General features: G+C 61.9%; 17 protein-coding genes and 1 tRNA gene. 9 read left to right on the top strand and 9 right to left on the bottom strand.

Annotated features, from left to right (window positions below; all coding sequences use genetic code 11):
- Window positions 1-80: 80 nt before the first annotated feature.
- Window positions 81-629, bottom strand: a complete 549-nt coding sequence (gene tadA, locus PG887_RS00285) for a tRNA adenosine(34) deaminase TadA (RefSeq protein ID WP_103242896.1) — start codon at window positions 627-629, stop codon at window positions 81-83.
- A 378-nt stretch (window positions 630-1007) separates the two neighbouring features.
- Between tadA and PG887_RS00280 the strand changes: the two genes are divergently transcribed.
- The 4 genes from PG887_RS00280 to aceA all read left to right on the top strand — a co-directional run bounded on the left by PG887_RS00280 (window position 1008) and on the right by aceA (window position 5165).
- Window positions 1008-1084: transfer RNA gene (locus PG887_RS00280), tRNA-Pro, on the top strand.
- Between the two features lie 257 nt (window positions 1085-1341).
- Window positions 1342-1482, top strand: a complete 141-nt coding sequence (locus tag PG887_RS00275) for a hypothetical protein (RefSeq protein WP_201985114.1) — start codon at window positions 1342-1344, stop codon at window positions 1480-1482.
- Between the two features lie 692 nt (window positions 1483-2174).
- Window positions 2175-3782 (top strand): malate synthase A, encoded by a 1608-nt coding sequence (gene aceB, locus PG887_RS00270; RefSeq protein WP_270820979.1) that lies wholly within the window; start codon window positions 2175-2177, stop codon window positions 3780-3782.
- Window positions 3783-3851: 69 nt separating this feature from the next.
- On the top strand, window positions 3852-5165 hold the full coding sequence (gene aceA, locus PG887_RS00265; RefSeq protein ID WP_041213155.1) for an isocitrate lyase: 1314 nt from the start codon (window positions 3852-3854) through the stop codon (window positions 5163-5165).
- A gap of 206 nt (window positions 5166-5371) precedes the next feature.
- Here the strand turns inward: aceA and hda are convergent, their stop codons facing one another.
- From hda to upp, 3 genes are all read right to left on the bottom strand, one after another.
- Window positions 5372-6073: a DnaA inactivator Hda gene (gene hda, locus PG887_RS00260; protein ID WP_010675272.1), complete on the bottom strand. Its 702-nt coding sequence runs from the start codon at window positions 6071-6073 to the stop codon at window positions 5372-5374.
- Between the two features lie 102 nt (window positions 6074-6175).
- Window positions 6176-7204, bottom strand: coding sequence for a DUF2066 domain-containing protein (locus PG887_RS00255; protein WP_270820978.1), 1029 nt, complete (start codon window positions 7202-7204; stop codon window positions 6176-6178).
- A 140-nt stretch (window positions 7205-7344) separates the two neighbouring features.
- Window positions 7345-7971: a uracil phosphoribosyltransferase gene (gene upp, locus PG887_RS00250; protein WP_005302745.1), complete on the bottom strand. Its 627-nt coding sequence runs from the start codon at window positions 7969-7971 to the stop codon at window positions 7345-7347.
- A 176-nt stretch (window positions 7972-8147) separates the two neighbouring features.
- Between upp and purM the strand changes: the two genes are divergently transcribed.
- Window positions 8148-9185, top strand: coding sequence for a phosphoribosylformylglycinamidine cyclo-ligase (purM, locus tag PG887_RS00245; protein ID WP_010675274.1), 1038 nt, complete (start codon window positions 8148-8150; stop codon window positions 9183-9185).
- A gap of 32 nt (window positions 9186-9217) precedes the next feature.
- A complete protein-coding gene (purN, locus tag PG887_RS00240) occupies window positions 9218-9856 on the top strand; it encodes a phosphoribosylglycinamide formyltransferase (protein ID WP_270821005.1) in 639 nt (212 codons plus the stop codon).
- A gap of 114 nt (window positions 9857-9970) precedes the next feature.
- On the opposite strand, the gene PG887_RS00235 is transcribed toward purN, so the two are convergent.
- The 5 genes from PG887_RS00235 to PG887_RS00215 all read right to left on the bottom strand — a co-directional run bounded on the left by PG887_RS00235 (window position 9971) and on the right by PG887_RS00215 (window position 15881).
- Window positions 9971-10732, bottom strand: a complete 762-nt coding sequence (locus PG887_RS00235; RefSeq protein ID WP_010675276.1) for a Nif3-like dinuclear metal center hexameric protein — start codon at window positions 10730-10732, stop codon at window positions 9971-9973.
- A gap of 107 nt (window positions 10733-10839) precedes the next feature.
- On the bottom strand, window positions 10840-12174 hold the full coding sequence (locus PG887_RS00230; RefSeq protein WP_270820977.1) for a sigma-54-dependent transcriptional regulator: 1335 nt from the start codon (window positions 12172-12174) through the stop codon (window positions 10840-10842).
- A 70-nt stretch (window positions 12175-12244) separates the two neighbouring features.
- A complete protein-coding gene (locus tag PG887_RS00225; protein ID WP_042879582.1) occupies window positions 12245-13279 on the bottom strand; it encodes a sensor histidine kinase in 1035 nt (344 codons plus the stop codon).
- Between the two features lie 105 nt (window positions 13280-13384).
- Window positions 13385-14803 (bottom strand): sigma-54 dependent transcriptional regulator, encoded by a 1419-nt coding sequence (locus PG887_RS00220; protein WP_270821004.1) that lies wholly within the window; start codon window positions 14801-14803, stop codon window positions 13385-13387.
- A gap of 238 nt (window positions 14804-15041) precedes the next feature.
- Window positions 15042-15881, bottom strand: coding sequence for a DUF2726 domain-containing protein (locus tag PG887_RS00215; protein ID WP_270820976.1), 840 nt, complete (start codon window positions 15879-15881; stop codon window positions 15042-15044).
- 258 nt (window positions 15882-16139) lie between these two features.
- On the opposite strand from PG887_RS00215, the gene PG887_RS00210 reads away from it, so the two are divergent.
- From PG887_RS00210 to ppx, 3 genes are all read left to right on the top strand, one after another.
- Window positions 16140-16652, top strand: a complete 513-nt coding sequence (locus PG887_RS00210; protein ID WP_270820975.1) for a glycine cleavage system protein R — start codon at window positions 16140-16142, stop codon at window positions 16650-16652.
- A gap of 76 nt (window positions 16653-16728) precedes the next feature.
- Window positions 16729-18798, top strand: a complete 2070-nt coding sequence (gene ppk1 / locus PG887_RS00205; protein WP_010675282.1) for a polyphosphate kinase 1 — start codon at window positions 16729-16731, stop codon at window positions 18796-18798.
- Window positions 18788-20278: an exopolyphosphatase gene (gene ppx / locus PG887_RS00200; RefSeq protein WP_039040239.1), complete on the top strand. Its 1491-nt coding sequence runs from the start codon at window positions 18788-18790 to the stop codon at window positions 20276-20278. The genes ppk1 and ppx overlap by 11 nt, the downstream gene beginning before the upstream one ends.
- Window positions 20279-20281: the final 3 nt, after the last annotated feature.

The following is a 20281-nucleotide window of genomic DNA, read 5'->3' as shown; positions in this document are numbered from 1 at the left end:
CTTCATCGCAGGGGTGGCAGTTGATATTCGGTGGGAAGCAGGCAGCCGGTCTGGCAGTGAAATAAAAGCAAACGGGGCCATCAGGCCCCGCTGTCATCTTGAGGAAGCGCCTCTTTCGCGGCGAGTCTGGCCGCCTTCTTCTCGGCGCGGCGCCGCTTGAAGAAATCCGACAGCTGGGCCGAGCAGGCGTCGGCGAGCACCTCCCCCGTCAGTACCACCTGGTGGTTGTGGCGGGGATCCAGCAGGATGTCGAACACAGAGCCTGCCGCCCCCGTCTTCAAATCCCGGGCACCATAGACCACCCGCTTGACCCGGCTGTGGATGAGGGCGCCGGCACACATGCAGCAGGGCTCCAGCGTCACATAGAGGGTGGTGTCGAGCAGGCGATAGTTTTCAAGCTGCTTGCCCGCTTCCCGAAGCGCCATCACCTCGGCATGGGCGCAGGCGTCGTGCTCGCTGATGGAGCGATTCCACCCCTCTGCCACTATCTTGTCCCCCAGCACCAGCACGGCGCCTACCGGGATCTCGCCTATCCCCTCCGCCCTGGCGGCCAGGGCCATGGCATGGCGCATCCAGCGTTCGTCCTGCTCGCGCTGGCTGATCTGTGCTGCAACTTCAGATGGTTTCACGCCCTGATCCTCTCGTCGATATGATGTCGGCTTGCCTGGCCCCTGCACGGCATCGGCCGCGCACTCCCGGATTGCTGCGTCCCGGCCCTGGGCACACCGGGCCCCTTCCCCCTCGCGCTAGCCGGTAGCCCACGGCAGAAGATGCTGTCAATGAAAGAGAGGCCAAAGGCCCCGGCGACATCGGAACGCCCCGAGTTGGGTGTTCGCCACCCTGTGCCCGCCTAAGGGGGCGGCGATTATGCCAAAACTCCGGCCGGGGCCCAAGTTGCATCTTGGCTGAACAATAAAGAAGCAGTCGGCATCTCCCTGATAAAAAAGGAGTTGCGCCCGCCAAATCATCCGATTAGACTTCCTCCCCGTCAGCCGAGCTGACCCCGTCGGTGTGTAGCGCAGCCAGGTAGCGCATCTGCATGGGGTGTAGAGGGTCGGAGGTTCGAATCCTCTCACACCGACCAAAATCCCCGAAAATAGCCCAGTCAAACGACTGGGCTATTTTTTTGCCTGCACGCCCGACGCTTGCCTCTTTTTCCTCTCGCCTCCCCCGTTCATCGGGTCGCCGCTTTTTATTGGCATGAATTTTATACAGAACCACTTGAAGCTTTCATAAAGTGCCGCTAGGATACGCAACTTTTCCGCCGGCCATAAAAACAGGGAGGTGGACACTAGGGTGATGGAATCACCGACCGGCTTGCAATCAATGAGGCAAGCATCCATGACCCAAGCTGTTGACTCCCATCCCGTTCAGCCCCTGATCTCCCCCACGCCCTCCGAGCTCGATTCCGCAGAGCACGGGTTTGGCAGTTCAGTGCACCTCGATGTGATCGATCTCGCCGCCCCGGATGAAGATTACTGAGACGATCCCGTGCCATAGTGCGGTTCAAGACGCCGGTTTTGCTGTCCGGCACAGCCCTTGACCCAGCCCAACAGACCGCCACCGCAAATAACGACAAAATGCTGGTTTTTATTCAAAAATCAGTTTAATTGACCATCTGCTGCGTTCCAACCTCCCTCTCCTTCATGGACACGCCTTGATACAAACCTACGTTATTGCTCGTCATTTCCCTCTCTCCTGTTCGCCTTCGCCATTTTGACTCAATTTGACATTTTAGTTTTAAACGCCAGTTCACTACCCGGTTACTTCATAGCCCCCATGCAGGCTGGATTGAACGAAGGCATTTCATACAGCTGTTTTTGCAAAGCTTGGAGTAGTGTCGGGATTTGTTTTTGCATTTGTAATTTTATTACGTAATTAATTACATTTTTAACCCATCCCCTCTACCGAAATCCTCCCCCCTGCCGCCCCGGCAACCCAAGAGCATAACCATCTGCAAAGAGCTTTTGCACTAATCACATAAATCCATTTAAAACAGCATCTTAACTATCATCAAAAAACACCTGTTTTAAAAATCAAGTTGACGAATCCGCCATTCTTTTGCACCTTATGAATCGTGTTACCCCGCTGTTACGGGGAGTTTGAAAGAAAGGGATATAGACGTTAGTCGTAGTTAATAAATTCAAAATGTAACTTTTGGAGGAGTACCCACTATGTCGGCACCGGCCCAGACCATCAGCAGCCCCCGCCTGCGCATTCAAGGCGAGATGCTTCCCGATTACGCGCAGATCCTGACGCCGGATGCGGTGGCCCTGGTGTCCGAACTGGTGGAACGTTTCGCTCCCCAACGCTATGAGCTGCTGAAGCAGCGAGTCGCACGCCAGGCCCGTATCGATGGCGGCGAGTTGCCGGACTTCCTGCCAGAGACCGCCCATATTCGCGATGGTGACTGGACGGTGCGCGGCATTCCCGCCGATCTGCAGGACCGCCGTGTGGAGATCACCGGCCCGGTCGAGCGCAAAATGGTGATCAATGCCCTCAACGCCAACGTCAAGGTCTTCATGGCCGACTTCGAGGACTCCCTGGCCCCGGCCTGGAACAAGGTGATCGAGGGCCAGATCAACCTGCGCGATGCGGTCAACGGCACCATTGCCTACCAGAGCCCGGAGGGGAAGGCCTATACCCTGAATCCCAACCCGGCCGTGCTCATCTGCCGGGTTCGCGGTCTGCATCTGCCGGAGAAGCACGTCACCTTTGATGGTGCCCCCATTCCCGGCGGCCTGTTCGACTTCGCCCTCTATTTCCTGCACAACCACAAGGCGTTGCTGGCCAAGGGATCCGGTCCCTACTTCTACGTACCCAAGCTGCAGAGCCATCTGGAAGGGCGCTGGTGGAGCGAGGTGTTCGCCTGGACCGAGGACAAATTCGGTCTGCCCCGCGGTACCATCAAGGCCACCGTGCTCATCGAAACCCTGCCGGCAGTATTCGAGATGGACGAGCTGCTCTATCAGATGAAGGAGCACATCGTCGCCCTCAACTGCGGCCGCTGGGATTACATCTTCAGCTATATCAAGACCTTGAAGAATCACCCGGATCGCGTCCTGCCGGATCGTCAGGTGGTGACCATGGACAAGCCGTTCCTCTCTGCCTACTCGCGACTCCTTATCAAGACCTGCCACAAGCGCGGCGCGCTGGCGATGGGGGGCATGGCTGCCTTTATTCCAGCCAAGGACGCGGCAGTCAACGAACAGGTGTTTGCCAAGGTGCACGCGGACAAGCAGCGCGAGGCCGACAACGGCCACGATGGCACCTGGGTCGCCCACCCCGGCCTCGCCGACACCGCCATGGCGGTGTTCAACGCCACCATTCCGGCGGGTGCCCAGAACCAGATCGGCGTGCTGCGCGAGCAGGATGCCCCCATCACCGCCGCCGACCTGCTGGCCCCCTGTGAGGGTGATCGCACCGAGGCGGGTATGCGCACCAATATCCGCGTCGCCCTGCAATACCTGGAAGCCTGGATCAACGGCAATGGCTGCGTGCCCATCTACGGACTGATGGAAGATGCCGCCACCGCCGAGATCTCCCGCACCTCCATCTGGCAGTGGATCCGCCACGGCAAGACCCTCTCCAATGGTCAGGCGGTGACCAAGGCGCTGTTCCGCCAGATGCTGGCCGAGGAGCAGGAGGTGGTCAGAGGCGAAGTGGGCGAGGCCCGCTGGCAATCGGGCCGTTTCGCCGAGGCGAGCGCCCTGATGGACGAGATCACCTGCGCCGACACACTCATCGATTTTCTGACGCTGCCCGGCTACGAGCGGCTGTGAGACCCGGGCCGGTAACGGCCCCCATAACAAGTCAATGGAAACGTGAAATCAATGAAAGAGGGAACTGATATGGCACTGACCCGTGAGCAACAGATCCAGGCTATCGAGAAAGACTGGGCAGAAAACCCCCGCTGGAAAGGGATCAAGCGCGGCTACAGCGCCGAGGACGTGGTGAACCTGCGTGGCAGCCTGCAGCCGGCACACACTCTGGCCCAACGCGGCGCCGACAAACTGTGGGAGCTGATCCACGGCGGCGCCAAGAAAGGCTATGTAAACTGCCTCGGCGCCCTGACCGGCGGCCAGGCGGTGCAGCAGGCCAAGGCCGGCATCGAAGCCATCTATCTCTCCGGCTGGCAGGTGGCGGCGGACAACAACCTCTCCTCCACCATGTACCCGGATCAGTCCCTCTACCCGGCCAACTCCGTCCCCTCCGTGGTGGAGCGCATCAACAACTCCTTCGCCCGGGCCGACCAGATCCAGTGGGCCAACAAGGTTGGACCAGAGGACAAAGGCTTCATCGACTACTTCCTGCCCATAGTAGCGGATGCGGAAGCCGGTTTCGGCGGCGTGCTGAACGCCTTCGAGCTGATGAAGGGGATGATTGAAGCGGGCGCCGCCGGCGTGCACTTCGAAGATCAGCTCGCGTCCGTGAAAAAGTGCGGCCACATGGGCGGCAAGGTACTGGTCCCGACCCAGGAAGCGGTGCAAAAGCTTGTTGCGGCTCGCCTCGCGGCAGATGTCTGCGGCACCACCACCCTGGTGATCGCCCGCACCGACGCCAACGCAGCGGATCTGCTGACCACGGATGCCGATCCCTACGATGCCGGCTTCCTGACCGGTGAGCGCACCTCAGAAGGCTTCTACAAGGTGCAGGCCGGCATCGAGCAGGCCATCTCCCGCGGCCTGGCCTACGCCCCTTACGCCGACATGGTGTGGTGCGAGACCGCCAAGCCCGATCTGGACGAGGCGCGCAAATTTGCCGAGGCCATCAAGGCCCAGTACCCGGACAAGATCCTAGCCTACAACTGCTCCCCGAGCTTCAACTGGAAGAAGAACCTGGACGATGCCACCATCGCCCGCTTCCAGCAGGAGCTGTCCGACATGGGCTACAAGTACCAGTTCATCACCCTGGCGGGTATCCACAACATGTGGTTCCACATGTACGAGCTGGCCTACCAGTACGCCCGTGGCGAGGGGATGAAGCACTATGTCGAGATGGTGCAGCAGCCCGAGTTCGCCGCTGCCGAGCGTGGCTACACCTTCGTGGCACACCAGCAGGAAGTGGGTACGGGTTACTTCGACAAGGTGACCACCGTCATTCAGGGCGGCCAGTCCTCGGTGACCGCGCTGACCGGCTCCACCGAAGAGGATCAGTTCCACTGATAGCTGTGTAATGCTCGCAAACAAACCCCGGCCAAGTCCCGGGGTTTGTCGTTATGGGGCTTAGAACCTATCCCAGTAGGCGTAATCGTTGAAGGCAGTTTGAACACGGACAGCGCGCAGAAACCGGAGCGTACTGTAGTACGTGAAGATTTCGAGCACTGCCCAGGTTCAAAATGGCGAATAAGTTAGCCTAATGGGATAGGTTTTCAGAGCTCGAGGATCTCTTTGACGAAAGGGATGGTCAGCTTGCGCTTGGCACGGAAGGAGGCGTTATCGAGACGATTGAGGGTGGCAAGCAGGGTGCGCATGTCGCGGGAGAGGCGGTTGAGCAGGAAACGGCCCACGTCGATGGGCAGCTTGAAACCCCGCAGCTCGGCGCGCAGTTGCAGGGCGCTGAGTTTGCCCTCGTCGTCCAGCTCGTCGAGGTGGAAGCTCACTCCCCAGTCGAGACGGGACGCGAGATCCGGTAGTTGCAGCCCCAGCTTGCGTGGCGCGCTGCAGCCGGTAACGATGAGCGTCCCCTCCCCCTTCTCCTTCCAGCGATTGTAGAAGTCGAACAGGGCCCGCTCCCACAGGGCGTTGCCGGCGATCGCCTCCAGGCTGTCGAGACAGACCAGGGGCAGGCTCTCCAAAGCATCGAGCATGCTGGGGTCAAGCTGTTCGAACTGATCGAGGGAGAGATAGGCCGCCGCCGCGTCGCGGGCGTTGACCTCGGCACAGGTGGCATGGAGCAGATGGGAGCGGCCCGACCCCTTGGCTCCCCAGAAATAGAGGAAGGGCGAGCCCTGACCGATGGCCGCATTCTTGAGGGCGGTGATCAGATGGGCGTTGTTGCCGGGATAAAAACTGACGAAGGTTTCATCATCCGGTAGTTGTACGGCTAAAGACAGTTGGGCCGGTTGCTTCACTCGTTGGGCTTTGACTGTGATATTTGCGGGCAAGTGTATCACCAGCGGGGCAGATAGAGAACCGCCCGGACCATGCCGGGCGGTCAGGATCCTTCCCCGGGATCAGGGCTGCGACCATTGATAGCGCAGGCCGCTCTCGTTGTCTTCCACCTGATGCAGGCGGCTCTCAAGTTGCAACCCCCTCACCAGCTCGGCCTTGTCCCCCTGCAGCGAGAGGTTGAAGGTCACTTTGTCCCCTTCCAACTTGCCGATGGCCACCTTGGTGACACTGGCCATCCCCTGCAGCAGCTTCTGGATCTGGATCATGCCATCGATGTCGGACAGCCCCTCCACCACCAGGGTCTGGCTGGAGGCGACACCGGAGAGACGGGTACCGTACTGCTGTACCAGCCAACCGGCCAGGGCATCGGCAAAGCCCTTTGCCACCTCGGCCTGGGTACCTGAACCCGAGCCCTTGGTCAGCTCGGTCAGCTCTCCTGCCTGCGCCCCCGGCTTGGACCCATAAAGACCCCAGTCGATGCTCCAGGCCTCCCCCTCCGGGCTCAGTTTGCCGAGCACCACCATTTCGGCGCCGTAACGCTGGCTCGCCTGGAGCACGGGATCGGCAAAGCGGCCCCAGACATCGGTGGCATTGACCGCCATGTTGTCATCCAAGTCCATCAGCGGGAGACTGACCGGCAGCCCCATGGCCTGGGTCTGGGCACGCAGCGCCTCGGACCAGCCATCGCCGGACTGATCCGGCAGAATGCGCCGCTCCCCTTCGTCGACCACCAGCCAGATAGCGACCTGCGGCCGCACCGGGCCAAGCAGGGCAAACTTGCTCTGGCCAACCAGGGCGTTCACCTTGGCCACATTGAAATCCGCCTTGAGAAACTTGACCGAGCCGATGTCCTGATAGCTGTATTGCTGCACGTAATCCGCCGGCGCCGCCAGGGCCTTCACCACATCCGGCTGGGTGAGGATATCGCGCTTGCCCGTCACCTTGACGAGCACATCCCCCAGCGCCTGGGACTGGGCGGCCGTCATGTCGCCACTGGTGGGAGCCTTGCCCTGATAGAGGTCGGTTACCTGGGCGGCCGACACCACGAGTGGCAGACAGCAGCAGAGGAGAGTCGCTAAGCGTTTCAGCATAAAGAAGATTCTCGAAATGGGGGATGGTGCTTATGGTAGCGGCAAGGCGCGCATGGCAGCAAGCAAAGGGGGGAGAAACAGCGGAGCCGGCAGGGTGCCGGCTCCGTTTGCGCGCCTTGGGCGCGGCGATGGGGTGATGCTTACTTGGTGCCGAAGATCTTGTCGCCGGCATCCCCCAGACCCGGGACGATATAGCCCTTCTCGTTCAGCCCCTGGTCGATGGAGGCACAGAACAGCTCCACGTCCGGGTGAGCGGCTTCCAGGGCCTTGATGCCTTCGGGGGCGGCAACCAGCACCAGCACCTTGATGGACTGGCAACCTTTCTTCTTGAGCAGATCGATGGTGGCGATCATGGAGCCGCCGGTGGCCAGCATGGGGTCGATGACCAGGGCCAGACGCTCTTCGATGTTGCTGACGATCTTCTCGAAGTAGGGGACAGGCTGCAGGGTCTCTTCATCGCGATAGATACCGACCACGCTCACGCGGGCGCTCGGCATGTGCTCAAGCACCCCGTCCATCATGCCAAGACCGGCGCGCAGGATGGGCACCACGGTGACCTTCTTGCCCTTGATCTGGTCGACTTCCACAGGGCCGTTCCAGCCATCGATGGTCACTTTTTCGGTTTCGAAGTCAGAGGTCGCTTCGTAGGTCAACAAACTGCCCACTTCCTTGGCCAGTTCACGGAAACGCTTGGTGCTGATGTCGCCTTCGCGCATCAGGCCGATCTTGTGCTTGACCAGGGGGTGTTTGACTTCAACGACTTTCATTATTATCTCCTCTAACCGGCGCCAAAAAAATCGCGGAATCATACAACAAAAGCCACGGCTTGTAGAGCTTTTCGATTCAAAAACGCGCAAACGATTTTCTTTCTGGTTTTTCGTGCCCACTGGTAGAATACGCCCCGAATTTTACCCTCCACTTCTTTATATGACGGGGAATACGCGTGACTGACAAAACCTCACTGAGCTACAAGGATGCTGGCGTAGATATCGATGCCGGCAATGCACTGGTTGAACGTATCAAGGGCGTGTCAAAACGCACTCGTCGTCCTGAAGTCCTTGGTGGTCTTGGCGGCTTTGGGGCCCTGTGTCAAATCCCTGCTGGCTACAAGGAACCGGTACTGGTCTCCGGTACCGACGGGGTGGGCACCAAGCTGCGTCTGGCCATCGACCTGAAGAAGCACGACACTGTGGGGATCGACTTGGTCGCCATGTGCGTCAATGACCTCATCGTGCAGGGCGCCGAGCCCCTCTTCTTCCTCGACTACTATGCCACCGGCAAACTGGACGTGGACACTGCCGCTGCCGTGGTCACCGGCATCGGCGCCGGCTGCGAACAGTCCGGCTGTGCCTTGGTTGGCGGTGAAACTGCCGAAATGCCTGGCATGTATGAAGGGGAAGATTACGACATCGCCGGTTTCTGCGTCGGCGTGGTGGAAAAGAGCGAGATCATCGACGGCAGCAAGGTTGGCGAAGGGGATGCCCTGATCGCCCTGGCCGCCAGCGGTCCCCACTCCAACGGCTTCTCCCTCATTCGCAAGATCCTGGAAGTCTCCAAGGCCGACGTGCAGCAGCCGTTGGGTGATACCACCCTGGCCAACGCCCTGCTGGAGCCGACCCGCATCTACGTGAAGCCCGTGCTCAAGCTCATCAAGGAGTGCGAGATCCACGCCCTGTCCCACATCACCGGCGGCGGCTTCTGGGAGAACATCCCGCGCGTGCTGCCCGCCAACACCCAGGCGGTGATCGACGAGCAGAGCTGGCAGTGGCCGGCGGTGTTCAGCTGGCTGCAACAGGCAGGCAACGTCACCCGCCACGAGATGTATCGCACCTTCAACTGCGGCGTCGGCATGATCATCGCCCTGCCGGCGGATCAGCTGGACAAGGCCCTGGCCCTGCTCAAGGCCGAAGGCGAGAACGCCTGGCACATCGGCCACATCGCCAAGGCGGCCGATGGTGAGGAGCAGGTCATCATTCAATGAATGATCAGATCAACGGCCAGATGACCTCCCCTATGAAACGCATCCTCGTCCTCATCTCAGGCAGCGGCAGCAACCTGCAGGCCATCCTCGACGGCTGTGCCGGCGGCAAGATTGTCGGTCAGGTGGTCGGCGTCATCAGCAACAAGGCTGATGCCTATGGCTTGGTGCGTGCCAGGGAAGCCGGGGTGGCAACCGCCATCCTGGCTCAGCAGCAGTTCGCCAGCCGGGAGGAGTATGATGCCGCCCTGCTGGCCCTGATGGCGGATTATCAGCCGGATCTGGTGGTGCTGGCCGGCTTTATGCGGATCCTGAGCGCCGACCTCGTGCGGCACTTTGCCGGGAGGATGATCAACATCCACCCCTCGTTGCTGCCGAAATACCAGGGTCTGCACACCCACCAGCGCGCCATCGAGGCCGGTGATGACGAGCACGGCGCCAGCGTCCACTTCGTCACCGAAGAGCTCGACGGCGGCCCGGTGATCCTCCAGGCACGGGTCCCCATCTTCGAAGGGGACAGTGCCGACGAGGTCGCCGCCCGGGTCCAGGTGCAGGAGCACAGCATCTACCCCCTGGTGGTGCAGTGGTTCTGTGAAGGGCGCTTGCAGATGCGAGAAGGGTCTGCCTTCCTCGATGGCAAGCAGCTTGGCCTGGCAGGCTATGCCAGCGAGTAACCGCGAGCAGCAGTAAGACACAACAAGGGAGGCTCAGGCCTCCCTTGTCATTTCCATCGACCTGCGCAATGGCTGTCATCACGTCCGATGACGCCGCTGCGCGGCTAATCGGCCCTACACCGGATTGTCGATATCGATAAAGGTCACCTCCAACCCGTGTACAGTGGCGAGCCACTCTCCCAGCGCCTTGACGCCGTAACGTTCGGTGGCGTGGTGGCCTGCGGCGTAGAAGTGCATGCCCATCTCCCGGGCGGTGTGAATGGTCTGCTCGGAGGCTTCGCCGGAGATGAAGGCATCGATGCCCTGCTCCGCCGCCTGGCTGATGTAGCTCTGACCACCGCCGGTGCACCAGGCCACGGAGCGGATGAGCTCGGGACCACTGTCACCACAATGAAGCGGCTCGCGACCGAGACGCTCGGCAATCAGCTTGGCAAAATCGCTGCCGCTCATGGGCTCCTCCAGCTTGCCCACCATGGCGACGCTCTTGCTGTTCCAGGGTTCGAGGCCGCGACGCACCTTGATGCCGAGCAACCTGGCAAGCTGGGCATTGTTCCCCACCTCGGGGTGCACGTCCAGCGGCAGGTGGTAGGCAAACAGGTTGATGTCGTGGGTCAACAGGGTCTTGAGACGACGCTGCTTCATGCCGGTGATCTGGGCCGGCTCGCCGCTCCAGAAGTAGCCGTGATGGACCAGGATGGCGTCAGCATCGGCGGCCACGGCGGCATCGATGAGGGCCTGGCTGGCGGTGACGCCGGTCACCACCTTGCGAATGCGCTCGCGCCCCTCCACCTGCAGGCCGTTGGGGCAGTAATCCTTGATGGCATGGGGTTCGAGCAGGTGGTTGAGCAGGCTTTCCAGTTTACGATGAGAGATCATGGGGGTCTCCTAGCTGGGCTCCCCACGCACTGTGCGGGGAGCCGGATTCCGATCGTCAGGGCCCATGATAATCGAGCCGGCCCGGCAAGGCCATGCGCCTGTCAGGCCTAGGCGGGCAGCTCGATGCCGGCGTCACGCATCTGGGCCAGCTTGTAGCGCAGGGTGCGCGGGCTGATGCCGAGCTTGTCGGCCACCGCTTTGCGACTGCCGTTGCACTCCTGCAGGGTATCCAGAATGATCTGGTGCTCCTGCTGCTTGAGTTCGCCACCGAGCCCCTCCCCTGACAGCCGCTCGAGCGGGCGCACCTGGGTCTCGTCCGTCTCTTCCAGGATCAGGTGCTCACAGTCGATGAGGCCGTCTGGACAGAGGATCAGGGCGCGCTGCACCACGTTGTCGAGCTCGCGCACGTTGCCGGGCCAGGGGTGAGCCATCAGACGCTCTCGGGCGTCCTCTGCAAGCTGCGGCGACGGCAGCCCCATCTGGCTGGCATGCAGCGCCAGCAGATGCTCCGCCAGGGGAAGAATGTCCCCCGGGCGCTCCCAGAGCGCCGTCCAGCGCAGGGGGAAGACGTTGAGGCGGTAGTAGAGATCCTCGCGGAACAACCCGTCCTGCACCGCTTTTTTCAGATCCCGGTTGCTGGTGGCAATGACCCGCACATCCAGGGGGATCATCTTGCGGCTGCCGAGCCGCTCCACCTCTTTCTCCTGCAAGACCCGCAGCAGCTTGGCCTGCAACCCCAGATCCATCTCGGTGATCTCGTCGAGCAGCAGGGTTCCTCCCTGAGCCTGCTCGAACTTGCCAGGGCACCCCTGCACCGCACCGGTGAAGGCGCCCTTCTCGTAGCCAAACAGGGTCGCCTCCAGCATGTTCTCCGGAATGGCGGCGCAGTTGATGGCGACGAAGGCCTGCTCTGCCCGGCTGGAGTGGTCGTGAATGTAGCGAGCCAACACCTCCTTGCCCGTCCCGCTCGGTCCGGTCACCATGACGGTGGCTTCGCTTCTGGCCACCCGGGTCGCCAGCTGGAACAGCTCCGCAGTCCTGGGGTCCCCGTACACCACGGCACGCTTCTCCACCTTCTGGGCCGGCACATAACGGCTGACCTGGTTGAGCAGCACCTCGGGGGAGCAGGGCTTGGCCAGATAGTCGATCGCCCCCTCGCGCATGGCGCGCACCGCCCCGTCAATGTTGGCGTAGGCAGTCATCAGGAGCACAGGCACCTGGGGATATTGCTGGCGGATGTTGGCGAGCAGGGTCAGACCATCCATGCCCCCCATCTGGATGTCGGAGATCACCATGTCAAAGCGCTGACGGGACAGGGCAAGCAGGGCCCGCTCGCCGCTGTCCACCTCGCGGCACTCATAGCCACCGAGCAGCAGGGTATCCACCAGCGCCTCGCGCAGACCGTTGTCATCTTCCACCACCAGAATGCGAGCCTGGGTCATGCCACACCTCCTACAACCAACATGGCCTTGTCGAGAATCATCTTCACCGGCGCTCCGGCTTTTGCGCGCCTCATGCCACGCCCCCCAACTGAACCTGTTGCTGATGCAGGGGGAAGGACAGGGTAAAACAGGTGCCCTCGCCAGGGACCGAGGCCACGCTTACCTCCCCCTGATGGGCTCGTACCACCGACTGCACCACCGCAAGACCGAGGCCCGTGCCCTGGGATCGGGTGGTAAAGAAGGGTTCGAAGATCTGGTTGAGCAGGGAGGGGGCCATCCCCTTGCCGTTGTCGATGACCCGCATCTCCACCCGGTTGCCGCTGCGTACAGCGCTCACCAGGAGCGAATCGGCACCGGCCTGCCGGGCGTTGGCGATGAGGTTGTTGATGGCCCCCGCCAGGGCACTGCTGTTGGCAAGCAGACAGAGATCGGGCTCAGGGGCCTCCAGATGCAAGGCGCAGCCCTGCTGCTGGCAGAAGGCGTCGGCCCCCGCCTGCACTTCCGCCAGCAAGCCCTGCACCGAGAGGGGCGCCACCACCTGGTTGTCGCCATTGCGGGCAAACAGCAGGATGTCGTTGATCTGCTTCTCGAGATCCTGCAGGCGCGCCATCAATTTTTGCTGGAACTGGCTGCGGGATTCAGGCTTGAGGGTGCGGTTGGCCAGATTGGCCGCATAGAGCATGGCGGCGGAGAGCGGGGTGCGGATCTGGTGCGCCAGGGAAGCCGCCATGTTGCCAAGGGCGGAGAGGCGCTTCATGTGGTTGACCCTGTCCTGCAACTGGCGGGTCTCGGTCAAGTCGGTAATGAACACCAGTTGGCCGGGCTGATCCGGCAGCGGCTGGGTCGACAGCTGGACCCGGCGGCCGTCGCGCAAGGAGATCTCGTGACCGTCATCCTCACGGGGCTCGAAGCAGCGGGCGATGATCTGGCGCCAGGAAAGGCCTTCCAGTGGCTCTCCCAGCAGCGCCAGGGCGGCAGGGTTTGCGCGGGTGATCAGCCCCTCGCCATCGAGCAGCAGGACGCCGGTCGGCAGCGCCGTGAAGATGGCGTAAAGCTGACTCACTTCATGTGACTGGAGGGGGGCATCCTGCTGCAAGATTGTCATAAAGCTGACCTCAAACTGGCGATTGAGTCAGCTTATTCAATTTCCATGCCAGCAAAATAGGCGTTATTTATCAATGCATTGGGTCAATGCGTCAAAGCATTGACCTCAATTGTCCTTGCTCATGCCGTACTTCTTCATCTTCTCCACCAGGGTGGTGCGGCGCATGCTGAGCAGGTCGGCGGCGCGGGCCACCACCCCGTCCTGGGACTCCAGGGCCTGGCGGATCAGCTCCACCTCGAGGTCGGCCAGCATCTCCTTGAGGTTGACACCCTCCTGGGGCAACTGCATGGGCAGGGGCATGGCGATGCCGGGATCCAGCTCTGGTGGGGACTGGAACACGGCAGCCAGGGCGTCCCGCTCGTCCATCTCGGTGAGCCGTTCATCTCGTGGCTCGCAGGGCAGCAGGCGATAGCGGCCGGGCAGATCCGCCACATCGACGATCTGGTTCGGATAGAGGATGAGCAGGCGCTCGATGAGGTTGGACAGCTCGCGCACGTTGCCGGGCCAGGCGTACTGCATCAGGGATTCCATGGCGCGCTGGGTCAGACGGATGATCCCCTTGTGCTGTTCGGCATGGCGATTGAGCAGCTCCTGCAGCAGCAGCGGGATGTCGTCGGCCCGATCCCGCAGGGGGGGGGTCTCGATGGGAAACACATTGAGGCGGTAGTAGAGATCTTCGCGAAACGCCTGGGTGCGGATCATGGCTTCCAGATCCCGGTGGGTCGCCGCGATCACCCTCACATCGGCCTGGACGGCCTTGCCGCCCCCGACCCGGTCGAACTGGCGCTCCTGCAGCACCCGCAGCAACTTGACCTGCATCGGCAGCGGCATGTCGCCGATTTCGTCGAGGAAGAGGGTGCCCCCCTGGGCCAGTTCGAAGCGGCCGCGCCGGGCGGCAATGGCACCGGTGAAGGCCCCCTTCTCGTGACCGAACAGCTCGCTCTCGAGCAGCTCCGCCGGAATGGCGCCGCAGTTGATGGGCACGAAGGGGCCCGCGCTTCGGGCGGACAGCTCGTGGATGGCGCGAGCCACCACCTCCTTGCCGGTCCCGGACTCACCGAGGATCAGTACGTTGGCGTCGGTCTCGGCCACCTGGCCGATGAGACGGCGCACCTCCTGGATGCCCCTCCCCTTGCCCACCAGCAGGCGCAGCAGGGTCTGATCCTTGTCGTGGGTCTGATGACGAGGATGCAGGGAGATGAAGGCCTGGCAGAAGTGCAGATGACGGGTAAGGGACTCATAGGTAAAGGGCGCCTCGGCCACCCCGATGAAGTTGCTGCAACCATGGCTCGCCGGCATCAGGGAGAGAAAGGGCAGACGAGGATGGGCGGCAAGCAGCTCACTCAGGGCGCGCTCGCGCAGTTCCCCGGCCAGAATCCCCTGCAAGGGCCCGGCAGTCTCGATGGCCACATCGAGATCGCTCTCCACCACCTCCTGCCAGGGGATCCCCATGAAGGAGAGCACAGTCCCCAGTTGCTGGCGCCGCACATCATCGGCATCAACAAGCAGCACACCCATAGCCATCCTATCCATATTTCACACCTGACGCCAAGTTATTGTTTTTTAAGTGCTTATTAAAACCAATTTCGCACTGTGTCATAAGGGGGACAAAGTGCCAAAATTCTGGCGGATTGTCAAAGCTTGTCGCATCCTCCCGGACCCTGGCGGGACGGGGATCACGCTTCCAGCCAGATTGAGTATCGGATGAAAACCAGCGAAGGGGAAAGAATGACGCCGACAGGGTGCGGCGTCAGAGGAGGGATCAGTGTTTCACGCTCTCCTGGGGAGCGGCATAGCGGCACTCGGGAAACCGGCTGCAGGCGAGGAACAGGCGACCGGCATGGGGACCCTTTCGTGCTTCCCGTGCCACCAGGGGCGCGGCACAGCGGGGACAATGAGGGGTCGTCTCCCGGGGCTCCTCCTCATCCGGATCGAGGAAGGGATTCTCCTCCATCAACGCGGGCATTGCCTCTTCGGCCTGGGGGGGCGGCACCTGGGGCTCCCTGGCAGCCCCCGGGTGTGACGTACCCAGATCGACACCATCGAGCAGCAGCGGGCTGAAGGTCGGTTCGCGGCGCTCTCCGGGCAGCAGGTCATCCACCGGCGCCGTCGTTCTCGCCAGCAGGGGCAGCAGTTGCTCCCGCAACTCGTCGACCTGGTAGCGGCTGCTGGCCGGGATCTGCAACAGCGGCAGACCGGCGCCATCGCAGGCCGCCTTCAGGAAGAGATCCCGCGCCTTGCGCTTCTGGTGGCGGTGCCCCTCGTCATCCAGCTCCACGGCACACAGGAAAGAGAGATCCGCCGGGTGGCAGAGCAGAAAATCGAAGTGCTTCTCCCCTATCTTACCGAGCGCCTGCTGGCGCTTGCCCTTGCCAAGGTGCGCCTCGGGCGTCAGCACATAGGAGGCTCGTACCTTGGCAAAGACACGGGCCTTGTCCCCCACCGCCTGGTCCAGCACCCCGAAGAAGGTGCGCTCGGCTGGGCTCATCAAGGTTTCCTGCAGATCATAGGGCTCGGCCTTGCCCCCTTTCTCCCTGCGCCAGACGATCACCAGCAGGAGCAACCCCAGCAACACGGCTCCCGATACGACAAGGCTATTCATACACGCACATCCCGTTTACAAGACAAATTCAGTTCACACCAGAGGAAGGGGCACACTCTACCACGGGGAAAGCGACTCAGGCAGCGCAGAAATCAAGCCCGTCCCGGCATTCGCGTTTTTTCACTGAATTTGCGCAAGGCGGGCTTCATATGGCCTGTCACAGCAGGCACAATGCTAGAGCCCATGGACGTTCTGGCGCGCACCCCGTCGCCGCCAGGTGTCAACGGACCCCACGCAGCCCCATTCAAGGAGAGCAGGATGCAAAAGCAATTGGTCGTCACCGTGATCGGCGCAGACAAACCCGGGATCGTCGAGAGCCTGGCCGATACCATCACCCGGCAGCAGGGCAACTGGCTGGCCAGCTCCATGAGCGAGCTGGCGGGGCAATTTGCCGGCATTTTGCACGTCGCCGTGCCTGACGAGCATTACCGCAGCCTGTGCGAGGCCCTGGTGATGCTGCCTGGCCTCACCGTGAGCTTCGCCGAAGGGCAGCTGAGCCCGCAACCGGCCCATCAGGTGATGCTGAGCGTCACCGGCAACGACAGACTGGGCATCGTCCACGAAGTGGCCAGCATCCTGCGACAGCTCAACATCAACGTCGCCGACCTCACCACAGGTTGCGAACCTGCGCCCCACTCAGGCGCCCCCCTCTTCTATGCCCACGCCCTGGTGGCCCTGCCGCCGCAGCTCGAACTGGACGATCTCGTCACGGCCCTGGAGTCCCTCTCCGACGACCTCGTCGTCGACATCGATCAGGATCTGAGCGAATAGTGTCGCCTGTCATAAATTTGTCATGGTTTGACGCCATAACTTCCGCGCAGACGCAACCAGAGCAAAGAGGCACCAGATGAGCACCGACAAGCAGTATGAAGAGAAAGAGCTTAGCTGGCTCTCATTCAATGAACGGGTGTTGCAAGAGGCGATGGACAAGACGGTACCCCTCATCGAGCGGGTCCGCTTCCTCGGGATTTTCTCCTCCAATCAGGACGAGTTCTTCAAGGTTCGGGTGTCGGACGTCAAGCGCCGCATCCTCATCAACGAAGTCCACGGCGGCGACGACGAGGCCAAGGTGCTGCTGCGCGCCATCCAGCAGAAGGTGATGGCGCTCGGCGAGGCGTTCGACAACACCTACAAGGAGCTGCTGATCGCGCTGGCCCGCCACAACATCTTCCTGGTGAACGAAAGCCAGCTCTCCGAGTCCATCCAGCAGTGGCTGCGGATCTTCTTTCGGGAAAAGGTGCTGCGCCACATCATCCCCATCCTCCTCAACAAGGAGGTCAACCCGGTCAAGTTCCTGAAAGACGAGCACACCTATCTCGCCATCGAGATGAAGAAGAACGGCCAGGTGATCCAGTACGCCCTGGTGGAAGTGCCCACCGACGATCTGCCCCGCTTCTTCCAGCTACCGCCGGAGGGCACCCGTCGCAAGAAGCAGATAATCATCCTGGACAACGTTATCCGCTTCTGTCTGGACGAGATCTTCAAGGGCTTCTTCGACTACGACGAGATTGCCGCCTACGCGGTCAAGCTGACCCGGGATGCCGAGTATGACCTCTCCGACCAGCTGGACCTCAGCCTGGTGGACAAGATGAGTGACGGCTTGAAACAGCGCCTCACCGCCATGCCGGTGCGCTTCGTCTACGAGCGGGAGATGCCGGCGGCCATGATAAGCTTCTTGAAGCTCAAGCTGCAGATCAGCTCCTACGACGCCATCATGCCCGGTGGGCGCTATCACAACTTCAAGGATTTCATCGGCTTCCCCAATGTGGGCCGGGATTATCTGGAAAACCCCAAGCTGCCGGCCCTCGATTGCCGCGACTTTGACGGCTTCGTCAACGCCTTCGACGCCATCGCCAAGCAGGACATCCTGCTCTACTACCCGTACCACAAGTTCCACCACTTCACCGAGCTGGTGCGCCAGGCGGCCTTCGACCCGGCGGTCAGCGCCATTCGCATCAACATCTACCGGGTGGCCAAGAAGTCGCGGATCATCCACTCCCTCATCGACGCCGCCAACAACGGCAAGAAGGTGACCGTGGTGGTGGAGTTGCGCGCCCGCTTCGACGAGGCGGCCAACATCGACTGGGCCAACATCCTGACCGACGCAGGCGTCAAGGTGGTGTTCGGGGTGCCCAGCCTCAAGATCCACTCCAAGCTCTGCCTCATCACCCGCCACGAGAACGGCGAGGCGGTGCGCTACGCCCATATCGGGACCGGCAACTTCAACGAGAAGACCGCCAAGATCTACACAGACTTCTCCCTGCTGACCCGCCATCCGGACATCACAGCCGAGGTGGAGAGCGTGTTCGAGTACATCGAGTACCCGTACCGGCGCTACAAGTTCAACCACCTGCTGGTCTCCCCCATCAACAGCCGCCGCCAGCTCTATCGCCTCATCGACAACGAGCTGGCCAACGCCAAGGCGGGGCAACCCAGCGGTATCACCCTCAAGATCAACAACCTGGTGGACAGAGACCTCATCAACCGGCTCTATGCCGCCGGCCAGGCCGGGGTGCCCATCCAGATGATCATCCGGGGCATGTGCGCCCTGCGCCCGGGGGTGCCGGGCCTGAGCGACAACATCCGGGTCATCAGCATCATCGACCGTTTCCTCGAACATCCGCGGGTGATGGTGTTCCACAACAAGGGCAATCCTCAGCTCTATATCTCCAGTGCCGACTGGATGAGCCGCAACATCGACGGTCGCATCGAGGTGGGCACCCCCATCTATGACGAGCGGCTCAAGCAGCGCATCCTCGATATTCTCGAGCTACAACTGAGTGATACCTGCAAGGCGCGGGTGATCGATGCCGACCAGAAGAACGAGTACGTGAAGCGGGGCAACCGCCGCAAGGTCCGTTCCCAAGTGGCGATTTACGACTACCTCAAACGCATAGAGTCAAACCATGGACAATAGTCTGTACGCCGCTGTCGACCTGGGATCGAACAGCTTCCACATGGTCATTGCCCGCCTCACCGAGGGGCGGATGCAGATCATCGATCGCATCAAGGAGCGAGTGCGCCTCGCCGAAGGGATGGATGAGCAGCGCCGCATGTCCCAGGAGGCCATGGCGCGCGGGCTGGACTGCCTCGCCCTGTTCGCCGAGCGGCTCACCAACATCAAGCCGGATCAGATCCGCATCGCCGGCACCTACACATTGCGCCGCGCCAGCAACGCCCGCGACTTCGTGCGCGAGGCGGCCAAGGTGCTCAACCACCCCATCGAGATCATCAGCGGCCAGGAAGAGGCCCGCCTCATCTATCAGGGGGTCGCTCATACCCAGCACATCGAGGGCCAGGTGCTGGTGGTGGACATCGGCGGCGGCAGCACCGAGCTCATCATCGGCGAAGGGTTTGAGCACAAGGCGCTCACCAGCCGCAAGATGGGCTGCGTGAGCTTCACCCAGAGCTTCTTTGGCAACGGCAAGCTCGGCGAGAAGGCCTTCAACGCCGCCGTGCTGGAAGCCCAGCACCAGCTCGCCCCCATCATCAACCAGTACCGCAAGCTGGGCTGGCAGAGCTGCCTCGGCAGCTCGGGCTCCATCCGCACCGTGCGCGACGTGTTGCAGGGGGAAGAGTGGACCGATGGTGCCATCACCCTGGCGGGACTGGAGCGGCTGAAGGAAGAGATGCTCAAGCACAAGCGGGTCGATCAGCTCAAACTGGCGGGCCTCACCGAGGAGCGTCAGGGGGTGTTCGCCGCTGCGGTGGCCATCCTGCTCGGGCTCTTCACCTCCCTGCCCATCGAGCGGATGGAGTACTCCGACGGCGCCCTGCGCGAAGGGTTGCTCTACGAGTTCGAGGAGCGCCTGCAGCATCACGACATTCGCGAACGTACCGCGCTTGCCCTCAGCACCCACTATCGCATCGACAAGCGCCAGGCCACCCGGGTAGAGCGCAGCGTCCTCTCCCTGTTCGACGCCCTGAGCGGCCCCTGGGAGATGCCTGAAGAGCCCTATCGCGCCATCCTCGGCTGGGCGGCGCGGCTGCACGAGATCGGCCTTGCCATCAACTACAGCGGCATCCACAAACACTCCGCCTACATCTTGCAAAACACCGACCTGCCCGGCTTCAACCAGGACGATCAGGCCCTGCTGGCGGCCCTGGTGCGCTTTCATCGCAAGGGGCTCAAGCTCTCCGAGCTGCCGGCCCTGCCCAACCACGACGAGCAGACAGTGCTGCGCTGCATCCGCATCCTGCGCCTCGCGGTGGCGGCCCACCACAGGCGTCAGGACAACCTGCTGCCCGAGTGGAACGTGCAGGCCGCCGGGGATCAGCTGGTGGTCACCCTGCCCCTGGACTGGTGCGACGAGAACAAGTTGCTGATGCAGAACCTGGAAAAGGAGCACCGCTACTGCCACGAGCAGGGTTGGCCCCTGCTGTTCCAGCTCGGGTGATCC

It is taken from the genome of Aeromonas sp. QDB14, assembly GCF_027707845.1.
In the GTDB taxonomy this organism is placed as follows: Bacteria; Pseudomonadota; Gammaproteobacteria; order Enterobacterales; family Aeromonadaceae; genus Aeromonas; species Aeromonas caviae.
This window is presented reverse-complemented; position numbering and strand designations above follow the sequence as displayed.